Source organism: Dendrosporobacter quercicolus (assembly GCF_900104455.1).
Classification (GTDB): domain Bacteria; phylum Bacillota; class Negativicutes; order DSM-1736; family Dendrosporobacteraceae; genus Dendrosporobacter; species Dendrosporobacter quercicolus.
Genome location: NZ_FNHB01000001.1, coordinates 234,000 through 249,051 on the forward strand (window position 1 = coordinate 234,000; position 15,052 = coordinate 249,051).

General features: G+C 49.7%; 15 protein-coding genes. 14 read left to right on the top strand and 1 reads right to left on the bottom strand.

Annotated features, from left to right (window positions below):
* Positions 1-441: 441 nt before the first annotated feature.
* The 11 genes from BLR06_RS01030 to BLR06_RS01080 all read left to right on the top strand — a co-directional run bounded on the left by BLR06_RS01030 (position 442) and on the right by BLR06_RS01080 (position 10,522).
* A complete protein-coding gene (locus BLR06_RS01030; protein ID WP_092067414.1) occupies positions 442-1,581 on the top strand; it encodes a D-alanyl-D-alanine carboxypeptidase family protein in 1,140 nt (379 codons plus the stop codon).
* Positions 1,582-1,657: 76 nt separating this feature from the next.
* The gene (locus BLR06_RS01035; RefSeq protein WP_092067416.1) at positions 1,658-2,251 is read left to right on the top strand and encodes a nucleoside recognition domain-containing protein; all 594 of its coding nucleotides are present in this window, start codon (positions 1,658-1,660) and stop codon (positions 2,249-2,251) included.
* A gap of 4 nt (positions 2,252-2,255) precedes the next feature.
* Positions 2,256-2,795: a spore maturation protein gene (locus BLR06_RS01040; protein WP_092067418.1), complete on the top strand. Its 540-nt coding sequence runs from the start codon at positions 2,256-2,258 to the stop codon at positions 2,793-2,795.
* A 127-nt stretch (positions 2,796-2,922) separates the two neighbouring features.
* A complete protein-coding gene (locus BLR06_RS01045; RefSeq protein ID WP_092067420.1) occupies positions 2,923-4,203 on the top strand; it encodes an FAD-dependent oxidoreductase in 1,281 nt (426 codons plus the stop codon).
* A 13-nt stretch (positions 4,204-4,216) separates the two neighbouring features.
* Positions 4,217-5,188: a hypothetical protein gene (locus BLR06_RS01050; protein WP_092067422.1), complete on the top strand. Its 972-nt coding sequence runs from the start codon at positions 4,217-4,219 to the stop codon at positions 5,186-5,188.
* A 41-nt stretch (positions 5,189-5,229) separates the two neighbouring features.
* Entirely contained in the window at positions 5,230-5,958 is a 729-nt protein-coding gene (locus BLR06_RS01055) for a pseudouridine synthase (RefSeq protein ID WP_092067424.1), read from the top strand.
* 88 nt (positions 5,959-6,046) lie between these two features.
* Positions 6,047-7,288 carry a BaiN/RdsA family NAD(P)/FAD-dependent oxidoreductase gene (locus BLR06_RS01060; RefSeq protein ID WP_092067426.1) on the top strand — a complete coding sequence of 414 codons (1,242 nt, stop codon included), beginning with the start codon at positions 6,047-6,049 and terminating at the stop codon, positions 7,286-7,288.
* A 23-nt stretch (positions 7,289-7,311) separates the two neighbouring features.
* The gene (locus tag BLR06_RS01065; RefSeq protein ID WP_092067428.1) at positions 7,312-7,833 is read left to right on the top strand and encodes a hypothetical protein; all 522 of its coding nucleotides are present in this window, start codon (positions 7,312-7,314) and stop codon (positions 7,831-7,833) included.
* Between the two features lie 97 nt (positions 7,834-7,930).
* The gene (aroA, locus tag BLR06_RS01070; protein ID WP_092067430.1) at positions 7,931-9,229 is read left to right on the top strand and encodes a 3-phosphoshikimate 1-carboxyvinyltransferase; all 1,299 of its coding nucleotides are present in this window, start codon (positions 7,931-7,933) and stop codon (positions 9,227-9,229) included.
* Between the two features lie 17 nt (positions 9,230-9,246).
* Positions 9,247-9,918: a (d)CMP kinase gene (gene cmk, locus BLR06_RS01075; RefSeq protein ID WP_092067432.1), complete on the top strand. Its 672-nt coding sequence runs from the start codon at positions 9,247-9,249 to the stop codon at positions 9,916-9,918.
* Positions 9,911-10,522 carry a lysophospholipid acyltransferase family protein gene (locus tag BLR06_RS01080; protein ID WP_092067435.1) on the top strand — a complete coding sequence of 204 codons (612 nt, stop codon included), beginning with the start codon at positions 9,911-9,913 and terminating at the stop codon, positions 10,520-10,522. Before cmk ends, BLR06_RS01080 begins: the two co-directional genes overlap by 8 nt.
* Positions 10,523-10,566: 44 nt before the next feature.
* Here the strand turns inward: BLR06_RS01080 and BLR06_RS01085 are convergent, their stop codons facing one another.
* Positions 10,567-10,788, bottom strand: coding sequence for a hypothetical protein (locus BLR06_RS01085; RefSeq protein WP_092067437.1), 222 nt, complete (start codon positions 10,786-10,788; stop codon positions 10,567-10,569).
* A gap of 260 nt (positions 10,789-11,048) precedes the next feature.
* On the opposite strand from BLR06_RS01085, the gene BLR06_RS01090 reads away from it, so the two are divergent.
* The 3 genes from BLR06_RS01090 to BLR06_RS01100 all read left to right on the top strand — a co-directional run bounded on the left by BLR06_RS01090 (position 11,049) and on the right by BLR06_RS01100 (position 15,052).
* On the top strand, positions 11,049-13,013 hold the full coding sequence (locus BLR06_RS01090; RefSeq protein ID WP_092067439.1) for a bifunctional 4-hydroxy-3-methylbut-2-enyl diphosphate reductase/30S ribosomal protein S1: 1,965 nt from the start codon (positions 11,049-11,051) through the stop codon (positions 13,011-13,013).
* A 2-nt stretch (positions 13,014-13,015) separates the two neighbouring features.
* Positions 13,016-14,077 (top strand): type 2 isopentenyl-diphosphate Delta-isomerase, encoded by a 1,062-nt coding sequence (fni, locus tag BLR06_RS01095; RefSeq protein ID WP_092067441.1) that lies wholly within the window; start codon positions 13,016-13,018, stop codon positions 14,075-14,077.
* A 198-nt stretch (positions 14,078-14,275) separates the two neighbouring features.
* Positions 14,276-15,052, top strand: a complete 777-nt coding sequence (locus BLR06_RS01100) for a DUF1614 domain-containing protein (RefSeq protein WP_092067443.1) — start codon at positions 14,276-14,278, stop codon at positions 15,050-15,052.

The following is a 15,052-nucleotide window of genomic DNA, read 5'->3' on the forward strand; positions in this document are numbered from 1 at the left end:
AGTCCCGGATAAGGGCGACTAAATGTCAGGTAGGCTAAAAACCCAACGAAGTCTTTGTTATTATTTCCTTTAAAAACTGTATTGATGTATGGCGGTTTTGACGGTTGGGCAAAACATATATATAATAGTTATGTCATTTAAAAAATGATGATAGTGCTCTGCCGCTTAAAACTGCAGGAGGATTGCGCGGGATTATGGCGCAGCAAGCCTTAGGAGCCACACCTGTTAGCACATGGGTAAGGCGGCAAACTCAAAAGTTCAGGGAGTACTGCACCAACCCTGAATGCTGCAGTTACTGACGGACGGTTTTCCTTAATATTGCGTTGCCGTCAATCGGCATACGCCCGGTAGGCTTCATCCTCCGCCTTGTCTTACGAAAAATCGCCGCGCACTTGCAGTTTCAGGATTGGCGCAGTATTAGGAAGAAAGGATTTCTTTACGATGATGCGACAGTGTGTTATTTTGTTATGCCTGGGACTGTTTCTGCTGGAGCCGTCCGGCAGTCTGGCGTCTCCTTTGGAAATAACAGCAAAATCGGCTATTGTAATGGATGCTAGTACGGGAAAAATTTTATATGAGAAAGCGGCTCAGGAACAGCGCTACCCGGCCAGCACCACTAAGATAATGACCTTAATTGTGGCGCTGGAACATGGGAACTTAGAGGATATGGTGACCGCCAGTCCCAAGGCCGCCAGTACCGAAGGGTCATCGTTATGGCTGGAGCCTGGTGAGAAATTACAATTGCTTGATCTGTTGTATGGGATTATGCTGGTTTCCGGTAATGACGCCACAGTGGCGGTAGCCGAACATATTTCCGGTTCGATGGACAATTTTGCTAAGCTCATGACGGAAAAAGCCCATGCCATTGGAGCGAAAAACACCAATTTTGTAAATTCCAGCGGATTGCCTGATCCAAAACATGTTACCACCGCCCATGATTTGGCTAAAATCGCCGCCTATGGTTATAAAAACCCGCTGTTTACTCAAATTGTCAGTACCAAAGAAAAAGTTATTCCCTGGCCAGGTAAGGCCCATGACCGTGAGTTGTATAATGAGAATAAAATGCTGTGGCTGTTTGACGGCGGTAATGGCGTGAAAACCGGCTATACAGAAGATGCCGGGCGCTGCCTGGTTTCGGCGGCCAGGCGTAATGATATCCAACTGGTGGCTGTGGTGTTAGATAGCGAGTATATGTGGGATGATTCCATGGCTCTTTTGGACTATGGTTTTAAGCAGCTGCGGCCGGTCACTCTCTTTGCTAAGGGTGATATTCTCAAAACAGTAAAAATAAAGGACGGGAAAGCCAGGACGGTAGCTTTGGTCACCAGCAGCGACATGGTTGTACCGGTTTCCGGGGCTGATCAGGAAGAATTTAAAACAATTATTGATGCTCCCGGCAACATAGCGGCGCCGGTAAACGCCGGCGAAAAAATCGGAGTTGCCCGGGTAATGTACAAAGATACCGAAATTGCGGCAGTCGATTTGCTGGCCACAGAGACGGTAGAGCGTAAGTCGTTTTTCGGTTTGATCTGGGGTTCGGTCTGGAATTTCTTTACTTTCGTGATTAAAAATTTTGCTTAACAGACCGGGCGCCGGACGGTACCTGGTGAGTTCTAGCCAAATAACATTGATCATACTCTCTACGGGGGGAGTATTTATGATCAATGTTATTTGGCTGTTGTTTCTGGTCATTGGCATTATCTACGCAGGCTGGCAGGGAAGAATTGAAATTGTTACCCAGACTGCGATTAGCGCAGCAGAAGGGGCGGTTGTCTTGTCCTTCAAGCTGATTGGCGTGATGTGTTTGTGGCTGGGGATTATGAAGATTGCGGAAGCGGCCGGCATGATCCGACTGTTTGCCAGGCTCCTCAGCCCGGTAACCGGACTGCTGTTTCCCGGCGTTCCAAAGCAGCATCCGGCGATGGGCGCAATTGTGATGACAATCAGCGCCAATATGCTGGGTTTAGGCAATGCCGCCACGCCGCTGGGGATAAAAGCAATGCAGGAATTGCAAAAGTTAAATTTGAAGAAGGATACCGCGTCTGACGGTATGTGCACTTTACTGGCCCTGTGCACCACCGGATTCACCCTTGTTCCGGCCACGATTATTGCTTTGCGTTCGGCGGCCGGTTCCGCTAATCCGGCTGAAATTGTCGGCGCCACCATCATGGTTAGCCTGGCCGCCACAGCAGTGGCTCTTCTGGCCGACCGGATCTGCCGAACAGTATATTCGGTACGGGGCAGGAGGTAGCGCGATGTTGGCTGAATTAAGCAGCGCTTTATCGGTTTGGGCTATTCCGGCAATTTTGCTCACGATTCCTTTGCTGGGTTATTTTCGCAAGGTCAATGTTTACGAAGCTTTTGTCGATGGCGCCGGGGAAGGATTCCAGACGGCAATTAGAATTATGCCGTTTTTGGTGGCGATGATGGTATCCATTAATGTCTTCAGAGCTTCCGGCGCAATGGAAGCCTTTGTCGGTTTTCTGGCCCCGGCGCTAAATTTGCTGGGCGTACCGGCTGATTTGGTGCCGCTGGCGATTATGCGCCCGCTTTCCGGTACCGGGGCATTGGGCCTGGCAACGGAAATCATCAACACTTTCGGTCCTGATTCATTATGCGGCCGGATTGCTTCCACTGTGCTGGGCAGTACGGATACGACTTTTTATGTTTTGACCGTATATTTTGGGGCGGTTGGTATCCGCAAACCCCGCTATTCGGTTTTTGTCGGTTTATTGGGGGATATAACCGGTTTTTTTATGTCAATATATATCTGCCGGAAGTTATTCGGCTTTTGATACGACGCCTTAAGGACGGCGCAGGGACTTGGTTTAAGCCAAGTCTCATTTTTTTTAGCCGTTAGTGGCACTTCATACAGGGGGGAATAGACTGTAATGTGACATTGAGGAGAATGGAGGGACGTCCATGATAAAGGTTGTAGTGGTCGGCGGAGGTTGGTCCGGCTGTGCTGCTGCGCTGTCAGCGGCCAAGGCCGGCGCTCAAGTGTTGTTATTTGAACGGACCGACTTGCTGTTGGGCACAGGACTTGTTGGGGGTATCTTTCGCAATAACGGCCGGTATACGGCAGCCGAAGAAGCAATTGCAATGGGGGGCGGCGATCTGTTTGTGGCCATGGATGCCAATAGCAGGCACCGGGGCGTAAGTTTTCCCGGGCATCAGCATGCTTCTTTTTATGATGTGGCCACAATGGAACCGCTGGTCAAAAAGATACTGCAAAACTACGGCGTGGAAATAAAAACAAAAACCCGCATTGTTGATGTCGTTAAATATGGTAAAAAGCTGCAAGGACTAATGCTTGATGGCGGTGAAGTAGTAAAAGCCGACGCGTTTGTGGATAGCACAGGTACTGCCGGTCCAATGGGGAACTGCCTGACATATGGCAATGGCTGCGCCATGTGCATTATCCGTTGTCCTTCGTTTGGACCACGGGTCAGTGTAACTGCCAAGGCTGATATTAAAGAAATCATGGGACGTAAGGATGATGGTTCGATTGGCGCGATGAGCGGCTCTTGTAAATTGAATAAAGATTCACTCAGCAAAGAGCTTAAAGATAAACTGGACAGCGATGGTGTTGTGGTTTTGGAAATACCGGAAAGTATCCGCAAAAGCGGTGTCCTGGGGAAAAAAGCCTGCACTCAGTATGCCTTGGCGGAGTATGCCAGAAACCTGATTCTCCTGGATACAGGACATGCCAAAATGATGACGCCGTTTTTTCCCCTGGAAGATTTGCGAACCATTCCAGGATTGGAAAGAGCGCGGTACGAGGATCCATACGCCGGCGGAATAGGCAACTCCATGCGTTACCTGGGCATTGCTCCCTGTGATCAAACGCTTAAGGTCGACGGTGTTGATAACTTGTTTTGCGCCGGTGAAAAATCAGCGGTTTTGGTTGGTCATACGGAAGCGGTGGCAACGGGCTTATTGAGTGGTCACAATGCTGTTCGCTATTGCCTGGATATGCAGTACTTAACGCTGCCGAATACTTTGGCCACGGGTGATTTTATTGAATTTGTCCAGGCCAAAATGCAGACTGAGGACGGGATGCGGGTGCGCTATACGTTCTCCGGGTCAATTTATTTTGAACGCATGAAGGAATTGGCGTTATATTCGACCAGCCGCTCTGAAGTTAAAGACCGTGTGGCGCAAACCGGACTGACTGATGTCTATAACGGATGTCTGGTTTAAGGGGGGAGACGTGATGAAAAAATTAACTGCAAAATGTGTTGATATCAATTCGCGCTATTGCCCTTGTCTGCTGGCCAAGACCAATCATTGCGAATTCTGCAGCCATCTGCGGGGCGGAACGGTCTGCGATTGCAACTGGTCGGGGGTTTGCATATTGTATGAGCATTACTGGCAAAATAAAAGCGGCGGCAGGCCGGTCAAGGAGGATATTCCGGCGAGATTGGAGACTGTAACCAGCTTTACCGCTACTGAACAAATCAGCGCCAATACCTACCTGCTGGAATTCTCCGTTGAAGACGGCCTGGCCCGGCAACTGGAACGTACCGGCTCTTTTGTCTTTCTGCGCCGGGCGTCCGATCCTAAGTTTTATCATTTTCCGGTTGGTGTTATGCAGGTTACCGGCAATACCGTCGCCGTCGTTATTGAGGCAATCGGTCCCAAATCAGTCCGGCTGATGGCGGACGCCAGCCAGCAAATCCTGGTCAACGGACCCTATTATAATGGCGTACTGGGTCAGCCATGGATTGACAATATCAGGGATGGTAAGATATTATTGGTAGCTGGGGGGATTGGTCAGGCGCCGGCGTTGCCGCTAGTTAAAAAATTGCGGCAAAACGGCAATGAAGTATTGGCCATACTGGCGCCCGGCCAGGTACAAAAAATATTTATCGGCCAGCAGCTTGCCGAGTGGGGCGTACAGGTACATACGGTTGATTCGATGCGGCAAGCCGGTATTCCCCTGCTAAAGAATTTGTTTGAATTAAAACCGGAATTAGTGGTCAGTTCCGGGCCGGATAATCAGCATTATGCAGTCATTGCGGCGATGCAGGAGGCGGGTATTAACCTGCCGATGGCAGCAACAAATAATGTAACCATGTGCTGCGGCGAAGGGGTTTGCGGCAGCTGCCATAAAGTCACTCAGGATAATAAGAGTGTAAAATTGTGTAAAGTCCAACTGGATTTTGCCCAGTTACTGCAGGAATAGCACATCGGTATAGAAGCTGCGGTTAAAATGAAGGAGATACGATGTTGGAACGTTTGCAAAAAGTAATTAGTCAGGCCGGCATAGCTTCCCGCAGAGAAGCTGAAGAGTTGATAAAGGCTGGCCGGGTGACGGTTAATGGTGCTGTTGTAACCGAACTTGGCACAAAGGTTTTTCCTGGCAAGGACCGGGTGGCTGTTGACGGAAAGCGCTTAACAACTGAAGAACATGTTTATCTGATGCTAAATAAGCCCAAAGGAGTGATTACCACCGTCAAAGATCCCGGCAAGCGGCAGACGGTGATAGATTATCTAAAAGATATCCCCCAGCGGATTTATCCGGTGGGCAGGCTCGATTTTAATACGGAAGGTTTGCTGCTGCTGACCAATGACGGGGCTCTTACCAATTCACTGATTCATCCCAGCCATAAAGTTTTTAAAACGTATTTGGCTAAGGTCAAAGGAATACCGCCTGAGGAGAAACTGGACTTATTAAGAATCGGCATAAAATTAGAAGACGGAATTACCGCCCCGGCGCAGCTTTATATTGTGGCTGTCGATCAGGTGAAAAATTCGGCAACTCTGGAAATTACCATTCATGAAGGTAAAAACCGGCAAATAAGAAGAATGTGCGAAGCAATTGGCTATCCGATCCGGCAGTTAAAGCGAACGAAATTTGCCGGTTTGACGTTAAACGGATTGAGGCGGGGCCAATACCGCCATTTGTCGGAGGACGAAGTGGAATTGCTGCAAAACCTGGCGGTAAAAAAATAATTAAATTGCCCTTATTTCACGGATAAGGGTATTTTTTGTTTATCATAATAAGACAAGCCGCAAAAAATTGTAATCATAGGGTGATCAAATGAAAAATGTAATTATTGTGGGCGGCGGCGCCGCCGGCCTGATGGCTGCGGTCAGTGCGGCCGAGCAGGGCGCAAGGGTGACGGTTTTAGAAAAAATGCCGGCGATCGGCCGCAAATTATTAATTACCGGCAAGGGACGCTGCAATATTACCAACGCCGGTGACCGGCAGACGTTTATTCAGCATATGCCTGGCAATGGGGCTTTTTTGTATAGTGCTTACCATCACTTTGACAATCAGAGTATGATGGATTTTATGGCTCGCTGGGGTGTAGAGACTAAAGTTGAGCGGGGCGGCCGGGTTTTTCCGGTAAGTGATCAGGCGCGGGATGTTGTCAGGGCTTTTACCCGGGCGCTGACCCGCCTTAAGGTCGAAGTGCTTACCAGTCAGCCGGTGGCCGAGATCATGGCTGAGGACCGACAGGTGACAGGCGTGATCAGCGGCAGCGGCGTTTTTTACCCGGCGGAGGCGGTTATACTCACGACAGGAGGCGCTTCTTACCCCGGTACCGGTTCGGCGGGAGACGGTTATCGTATGGCACAAAAGCTTGGTCATACGATTGTGCCGATTAAGCCGTCACTGGTGCCGTTAGAGGTGGCGGAAGAATGGATAACCGAGCTGCAAGGATTGTCATTAAAAAATGTTTCAGCAAGTATTTGGTCCGGCGGAAGTAAACAAGCCGAAGAATTTGGTGAAATGCTGTTTACCCACTATGGGGTATCGGGGCCAATTATTTTATCCTTAAGTAAAAAAGTGGCCGAATTGTTACCCGGCAAGCAGGAAGTAAGTATTGTCATCAATTTAAAACCGGCTTTGTCCCAGGAAGTGCTTGATAAAAGGCTGCAGCGCGATTTTGAAAAATTTGCCCGCAAGCAAATCAAGAACTCCCTGCATGAACTATTGCCGGCGAAGCTCATTGATGTGGTGATTGATCTGGCCTATTTGGATCCCGACAAGCCTGTGCATCAGATTACCAAGGCGGAGCGGGCCCGACTGCAGGAGGTCATTACCGGTCTTCCTTTGACGGTTACCGGAACCAGGCCGGTCAGTGAGGCGATTGTCACGGCCGGAGGAGTCAGTATAAAAGAAATTGATCCTAAAACGATGGGCTCAAAGTTGATCGGCAGCTTATATTTCGCCGGGGAAGTCATCGATATTGACGGCTATACCGGCGGCTTTAACCTGCAGGCGGCTTTTTCCACAGGCTATGTTGCCGGATGGCAGGCTGCACTGAGAGATTGACGAGTACCGAACGGAGGCTTGTAATGCGAAAATCGGCGTGGCGCAGGATTCAATACGGTGAAGTTATTTTATTTAAGCTGGCAATATTTTTTATTGGTTTACTGGTACTTACCCAAGCTTTGTTATTCGGGGATCATGTACGGCCGTATTTGTCGCGGGTCGATCAGTTTGAAGGAACGCAGATTTCGTTTCAGTTGCCGCTATATGCGGCAAAGCCGCTGCAAATCAGTGATACGGCTGAGGCTGGCCGGCTGCAGTCGCTGCGTAACAGCAAAGTAATCATTATCCGAATGATTAGCCCGGCGAATAATCATCAGGTTTTTGTAACGGTAAACGGCAAGGTCATTGATGATTTTCGCAAAGGCTCCGTGAAGCTCACTGTTTATGACGGGGATTATGTGGAAATAGACGCCAGACGGCAATCCGCGGCCGCGCAATTAGTAGTTAATGTCCCGGGCGCTTCCCTGCTTGCTCCGCCGGATGGCCTGGCGCTGGAAGGCGGTGGCGCAATGATTCCGGTTGGCAGGGTTAAATTTAAAAACTGACCGGACGTTGTTGGAGGATATTGGTGTTTTTCGCGGAATAAATTAAATTAACCCATTTTTAAATTGGAACTGAATATTAGTCTAAAGGTGGTTGATTATGGGAGCTGTGATAAGAATAGAACCAGCGGCAGGCTTGACTGGCAATATTGTTGTACCGGGGGATAAATCGATATCGCATCGGAGCATTATGCTGGCTGGTCTGGCAAAAACGCCGGTGTTGGTTAAGAATTTTTTATTTGCCCAGGATTGTCTGTCAACGGTCAGCTGTATGCAGGCGCTGGGGGTAAAGGTTGAACAGAAGGCCGGCCATGAACTGGTGGTAACCGGTAATGGCCTGCGTGGGCTGGTTGAGCCGGATAATATTCTTGATGCCGGAAATTCCGGGACGACTTTACGGTTGCTGCTGGGGATTCTGGCTGCTCAACCGTTTTTTAGCGCATTTACCGGTGATGCATCTCTGCGCAGCCGGCCAATGGGACGGGTGATTAAACCCCTGGCTGACATGGGAGCGGTCATTGCAGCCCGGCGGAAAGGTCGTCTGCTGCCTTTGTCGATAGCGCCGGCGGCCGGGCGGTTAACAGGAATCGACTACCATATGCCTATGGCTAGCGCCCAGGTTAAGTCGGCCGTTTTACTGGCAGGAATGTTTGCCGATGGAACGACTACGGTAACTGAACCCTATGCTTCCCGTGATCATACGGAAAGAATGCTGGAGACCTTTGGCGCAGGTCTTGAAAAAAACGGTACGGCGGTCAGGCTCCGCGGGGTGGCTGAGCTTTCAGCCCCGGCGGCGATAGAGGTGCCGGGCGATATCAGTTCCGCTGCATTCTGGCTGGTAGCTGCTTCTATCATCCCCGGCAGTAAGGTAACGCTTAGCAATGTTGGCATTAATCCGACCCGTACCGGTATTTTGGATGTACTGGGGCAAATGGGAGCGGATATCCAGTTGACCAATGAACGCTGGAGCGGCCGCGAGCCGGTTGCCGACATTACCGTTAAGCATGCCCGGCTGCAGGGCGTTTCCATTGATGGAGCAATCATTCCCCGGCTGGTTGATGAAATTCCGGTTCTGGCGGTCGCCGCTATGTTTGCCGCAGGGCGTACGATCATTTCCGGGGCGGAGGAATTGCGGGTAAAGGAAACTGACCGTTTAAAAGCAGTGGCAACAGAATTTACAAAGTTAGGCGGATTAATCACTGAGACTAAGGACGGCTTATTGATTGATCCTTCGCCAAATCTCAGATCTGCCGTCTGCTATTCTTACCATGATCACCGGATTGCTATGGCGCTGGCCGTTGCCGGCGCTGCAGCCCAAGGCGTGGAAATCGAGCAGCCCGATTGTGTAGCGATTTCCTATCCCGGCTTTTATGCACAGCTCAACCGGTTTAATGGGTAGGCAGTATGGAGGAAAGTATGAAAAAATTAGTTATAGCAATAGATGGTCCGGCCGGAGCCGGAAAAAGCACTGTTGCCCGGATTGTAGCGCAGTGCCTGGGATATGTTTATATTGACACCGGGGCTATGTACCGGGCCGTTGCCTGGCAGGCCCTGCAATCAGCAAAGCCAACTGCGGAAACAATTGCGGAAATTGCCGCCGCCGGGAATATTGAATTAACTTATGCCGATGGGAAAACCAGTGTTAGAATAGCCGGGAAAGACGTATCTGAGGCTATACGGACTCCCCGGGTAAGCAATATGGTTTCCGAGGTAGCCCAGATACCGGCGGTAAGACAGCATCTGCTGGCATTGCAGCGCCGGATGGCGGAGTCAGGCGGGGTTGTGATGGATGGACGTGATATTGGCAGTCATGTTTTGCCGAATGCCGATCTTAAAATATTTTTAACGGCGTCAATTGATGAACGGGCCCGGCGAAGGTGGCTGGAACTGACCGCCAAAGGTTATCAGATTGACTTAGGGCAGCTTAAAACCGACATTGCCTGTCGTGATAAAAAAGATTGTGAACGCAAGACCGCTCCCCTGATTCAGGCGGAGGATGCCGTGTTAATTGACACTACCCAATTGTCCATCAATGGCGCGGTTGAAGCAATTCTGAAGTTATGTGAGCAGAGATCCGCCCATGTATAAGCTGCTTAAACTATTTCTGTTTATTTTATTTAAACTGGTTTTTCGCTGCAGGGTAACCGGACAGGAAAATATTCCGCAAGCAGGCGGGGTGATTATTGCCGCTAATCATTTGAGTTTATGGGACCCTCCGTTCCTCGCCACTTTCGTTCCCCGGCCGATTCATTATATGGCCAAAGAAGAACTGTTTGCAATACCAGGGTTAGGTTGGATAATCCGGCGTCTTAATGCCTTTCCTGTCCGGCGCGGTGCGGCGGACAGGACGGCTATTCGTACTGCCATTGCCATCCTGGAAGGCGGTGAATGCCTCGGCTTATTTCCTGAAGGCACCCGCAGTAAGGACGGCTCGTTGGGCCCGGCTGAGCAAGGGGTGGCATTGATTGCGGCCAAAGCCGGGGCAATCATTGTTCCGGCGGCGATTATTGGGACCAACAAAGGCTTTGGCGACTGGTGTTTACCCCGCTTTGAACTGCGTTTCGGCAGTCCGGTTGTTTTGCCTAAGGGAAAGGCCGACAAAGAACGCCTGGATAAAATTTCAAATCAGGTCATGACTGAAATTGGCTGCCTGCTTACTGATCAAGCTGCTAAAAAAATAACAGGGGGATGAGCTGATCTGACCGGCTCACCCCCCTGTTACTGCTTGCCTTGGGATTAGTTGCCTGAAGGATCTTCGGTTTCCGGGCTGCGGGAGGCAGAAGCACTGGCATCAAGGGCGGTTGCGGCGTTTGGATCAGCACTGCCGGTTTCGCTTAACTGACTGGCAGCCGCATCGTTCGAAACAGCGCTTGCTTCAAATTCAGCCCGCATCGCCATTGCTGCCAGCTCGGCATCGGAAATCGCTGAAAACAATCCGTTAACAAGATTTTTGCCCATTGTTTACCTCCTTAAATTCAACTATAGTTTTTTAAGTGCGATGCGGTATTAGTTTGCAGCAACTTTAGTTGATAATATTCAGCCTGTAAGCAGAGATTATTTGGTTGATATAAGTTGCGCCCGCCAAAGGCGTTTAAGAGCGGCAAATGAAACCAAAACCGGTAATTATTTTTGCGTTATCTGTGTTAGGAAAGGATTTATCAGGCAAAATAGTGAATAAAAGCAAAGGTAATGGAAAAACAGGGTGATAGGAGGATTCCATGAAAACAATTGTCGCCCAGCACCGTGGATTCTGTTATGGGGTAAAACGGGCCGTAGAAATGGCGCAGGGCTGTATTCACTGTGCCGTACCAACTTATACGCTTGGCCCGATCATTCATAATCCTCAAATGGTTGGCCGTTTGGCTGCCAAGGGGATTGGCATGGCGAATACGCTGGAAGAAATTGCCCGGGGAACGGTAATTATCCGCTCCCACGGTGTTGGCCCGGACATTTATCAGGCGGCGCAGGCCAGAGGTCTGCAAATTGTGGACGCCACCTGCCCGCATGTGCAGAAGGCCCAACAGGCTGCTAAAAAGTTGGCTGGGCAAGGCTATCATGTCGTCATTATCGGTGAGAAGCGGCATCCTGAGGTGAAAAGCATTTTTGAATGGTCAGGCAATAAAGCTCAAATCATCGAAACTGTTGATGAAGCCCGCGAGCTGCCGTTTCAGGAGCGGTTAGGGGCCGTGGCGCAAACGACGTTTGCCGGGGATGCTTTCCAGGCAATTGTTGAAGTGCTTGCCACTAAAACGAATGATTTCAAAATTGAACGGACGATTTGCACCGCTACTGATTTACGGCAGCAGGCGGCGCTTGCATTGGCCGCCAAAGTTGATATCATGCTGGTCATTGGCGGCAGAAACAGCGCCAATACCACTCATCTTGCAGATTTATGCCTGCAGGCAGGCTGTAAGACGTACCATATTGAAACAGCAGAAGAATTGCAGCAGGAATGGTTTGCAGACGTTGAGGCGGTTGGTATAACTGCCGGGGCGTCTACGCCGGATTGGCTGATTGAGGAGGTTTATGACAAAATGCAGGAAATGAATCAATTCATGGGTGACGGTGTAAAAGAAATCAATGTAGGCGACATACTTCAGGGGAAGGTAGTAAGTATCAGGCCGGATGAGGTATTTGTCGATATTGGCTATAAAGCGGAAGGCGTTGTGCCAATTGGCGAACTCGCTTATCCTGTTCCGGAAGACACTGCCGACGTTGTAGCGGAAGGCGATCTGATCGAGGTGTATGTGAATGAAATTGATGGTAAAAACGGTTTAATCCTATCAAAAATTAAAGCCGACAGGATTGTCGCCTGGGATAAACTGGAGACAGCTTTGGCGCAAAATGCCGTGGTCGAAGGTAAAGTCACTGAGGCGGTAAAAGGCGGCTTGCGTGTTGCCGTCTACGGCGTCCGCGGCTTCATCCCGGCATCGCACATCGAACTTAGGTATACTGAAGATTTGGCGCAGTTTGTTGGTCAGAATTTTTTATTGACGCCAATTGAGGTTGACCGGGTGAAACAGCGGGCGGTATTATCCCGCAAGCTGGTGCTGGAAGCCGAACAGCGGCAAAAGGAACAGGAAATTTTTGCAAGGCTGGCTGTTGATGATGTGCTGAGCGGTACGGTTACCAGAATTGCCGACTATGGGGCATTTATTGATATTGGCGGCATTGATGGCCTGGCTCATATTTCGGATCTGGCGTGGGAAAGAGTGAAAACGCCTCATGATGTGGTAAGTGTCGGTGATGAAGTTAAAGTGGTCGTGACCAAAGTTGATCCTCAGGCCCGGCGAATTTCTCTCAGTTTAAAGCAGGCAACCCGCGATCCCTGGCTGGACCGGGTGGACCAGTTTACAACCGGCAGCATTGTCAAGGGCAAGGTAACGAAAATAACCAATTTCGGCGCCTTTGTGGAATTGGCCAAAGGAATTGAGGGGTTAGTCAGGCTGGCGGAGCTGGCTGAAAAAAGAGTAAGCAAAGCTGAGGAAATTGTGAGCGTTGGCCAACAGGTGAATGTTAAAATTATGGAAATTGATAAAGCGGCCAAACGGATTGCTTTAAGTATGATCAAAGCCAGCCAGGATGCCGAGCGGGCTGAATATCAGGAATTTTTGACAAAAAATACGGAAGTTGGCCTGACTTTGGGCGATCAGTTCGGCCATTTGTTTAAGCGTGAGGATTAACTGTGCGTCAGTCCAGGAAACTTGATCATATCAAATATTCACTGCAAATTGACGATGGACCAATTGCCAACAGCTTTGCCGATTTTAAGCTCATTCATCATTGCCTGCCGGATTTAGTCTGGGATGAACTGGATTTAACCTCCGCTGTTGCCGGTATTGCGCTTGCCAATCCCGTGATTATCAATGCGATTACCGGCGGGGCTGAAGATGTTGGTGCTATTAATGCGCGGCTGGCCGAGTTTGCTAAATTTACCGGCTGTACGATGGCCGTCGGCTCGCAGTTTGCGGCGATCGAAAATCAGTCGGTAGAACCGTCTTATCGAATTATCAGGCAGATCAATCCGCAAGGAACCGTTTTCGCAAATTTAGGCGCTTATGCCAAACCGGAACATGCCCAAAGGGCGGTTGACATGATTGAGGCCAGCGCCATTCAAATTCATCTGAATCCGGCCCAGGAAATGATGATGACTGAGGGAGACCGGGATTTTTCCGGGTATTTGCGAAATATAGCCCATATAGTTAAAACCGTTGAGGTACCGGTTATTGTTAAAGAAGTTGGCTGCGGTATTGCTCGGGAACAGGCGCAAAGTCTGGTTGATGCCGGCGTCAGGGCAATTGATGTCGGCGGGACCGGCGGAGCGAATTTTGTGGCGATTGAAGCAGCCCGGAAAAATTTCCGGCCGGAGCCGGAACTGCTGGAGTGGGGTATTCCAACGGCGATCAGCTCGGTAGAAGTGGATCAGGTATTGCCGGACAATGTTGATTTAATTGTGTCCGGCGGTATACGAACTTCACTGGATGTTGTAAAGGCCTTGGCCTTGAATGGTAAAGCTGTTGGTTTGGCTACCCCCATTTTAAAGATGATTCAGCAGTGCGGGGTAGAACAAGCCGTGAATTGGTTTAACGGTTTTATCGAGACCGTCCAAAAATATATGGTGCTGGTAGGTGCAAAGGATATTCCGGCTTTAACGGGAGTGCCGGTGGTCATTACCGGCTACAGCGCCCAATGGCTGACTAACCGTGGATTTAATTTAGAAAAATACGCCAACCGGTGTAAAGCATAGCTCCTGCAGCTATGTTTTTTTATCTGGCCAGACAACCTGACTGTGCACGGTTTGTTTTTCCGTATGCTGCGTTAAGCGTTGTTCCGGCTTTTCCTATTGACAGGTTCGCCTCAATATTTTTTTATGAATTTCAATTCAGCAATCCGGGCAAGCTAAATTAACGGTAAAAAATTATTGAGGCTAAGAGGTGAATTTAGTATGAACATGCCAATCGGAATGATTACACTATTGGTGATCGGCGTATTGGTTTATTTTGGTATTGCGCAGCGAATTCTGGATAGAATGCGTTTGACAGACAAGCAGGCTTTATTGTTCATCGTAGCAATCGTTCTTGGCAGCTTTGTTGATATTCCGGTTATGAGTGAGCCGGTTAGCCTGACGGTAAATTTAGGCGGAGCGGTATTACCTGCCCTGCTGGCCATATGGCTGATTTTCAGCGCCGATGAAACAGCGGAGCGAGTCAGAGCGGTAATGGCCTCTGTCTTAGTGGCGGCGGCCGTATATTTCGGCTCGCTGTATTTGCCTTATGAGCCGGAAAACATGTTTCTTGATCCTAAGTTAATATACGGCATTACCGCCGGCCTGATTGCCTACCTGGCCGGGCGGTCGCGCCGCAGTGCTTTTATCGGCGGAACTTTAGGGATTATCTTAAGTGATTTGGTGCATCTGGCAACCATTGTCCGCCTGGGTATACCGGGAACGACGGCAATTGGCGGCGCCGGCGCTTTTGACGTGGTAGTTATTGCCGGCATTGTGGCGGTAATGATTGCCGAACTTGTCGGTGAAACCAGGGAGAAATTGCAGGGCGGTCCGGTGCTGGGGCCAAACAGGCCGGAAGGTTTGTATGAATTCAGCAAGGAATTGTCCAATAACCCGGCGAAAAAACGCAATCTAAAAGCCGTCCGCCCTGCCAGAACTGATGCTGATGCCTCCGAAAACCAGCGTTCTGAAGGAAGAGGTGAAGACAGTGAATAA

What these genes read in the sequence shown, in the direction of transcription:
- BLR06_RS01100 (WP_092067443.1), top strand. Translation starts at nt 14,276, where the DNA reads ATGAACATGCCAATCGGAATGATTACACTATTGGTGATCGGCGTATTG.
- BLR06_RS01090 (WP_092067439.1), top strand. Translation starts at nt 11,049, where the DNA reads ATGAAAACAATTGTCGCCCAGCACCGTGGATTCTGTTATGGGGTAAAA.
- BLR06_RS01040 (WP_092067418.1), top strand. Translation starts at nt 2,256, where the DNA reads ATGTTGGCTGAATTAAGCAGCGCTTTATCGGTTTGGGCTATTCCGGCA.
- BLR06_RS01080 (WP_092067435.1), top strand. Translation starts at nt 9,911, where the DNA reads ATGTATAAGCTGCTTAAACTATTTCTGTTTATTTTATTTAAACTGGTT.
- BLR06_RS01060 (WP_092067426.1), top strand. Translation starts at nt 6,047, where the DNA reads ATGAAAAATGTAATTATTGTGGGCGGCGGCGCCGCCGGCCTGATGGCT.
- BLR06_RS01065 (WP_092067428.1), top strand. Translation starts at nt 7,312, where the DNA reads ATGCGAAAATCGGCGTGGCGCAGGATTCAATACGGTGAAGTTATTTTA.
- BLR06_RS01050 (WP_092067422.1), top strand. Translation starts at nt 4,217, where the DNA reads ATGAAAAAATTAACTGCAAAATGTGTTGATATCAATTCGCGCTATTGC.
- BLR06_RS01055 (WP_092067424.1), top strand. Translation starts at nt 5,230, where the DNA reads ATGTTGGAACGTTTGCAAAAAGTAATTAGTCAGGCCGGCATAGCTTCC.
- cmk (WP_092067432.1), top strand. Translation starts at nt 9,247, where the DNA reads ATGAAAAAATTAGTTATAGCAATAGATGGTCCGGCCGGAGCCGGAAAA.
- BLR06_RS01035 (WP_092067416.1), top strand. Translation starts at nt 1,658, where the DNA reads ATGATCAATGTTATTTGGCTGTTGTTTCTGGTCATTGGCATTATCTAC.
- BLR06_RS01085 (WP_092067437.1), bottom strand. Translation starts at nt 10,788, where the DNA reads ATGGGCAAAAATCTTGTTAACGGATTGTTTTCAGCGATTTCCGATGCC.
- aroA (WP_092067430.1), top strand. Translation starts at nt 7,931, where the DNA reads ATGGGAGCTGTGATAAGAATAGAACCAGCGGCAGGCTTGACTGGCAAT.
- BLR06_RS01030 (WP_092067414.1), top strand. Translation starts at nt 442, where the DNA reads ATGATGCGACAGTGTGTTATTTTGTTATGCCTGGGACTGTTTCTGCTG.
- BLR06_RS01045 (WP_092067420.1), top strand. Translation starts at nt 2,923, where the DNA reads ATGATAAAGGTTGTAGTGGTCGGCGGAGGTTGGTCCGGCTGTGCTGCT.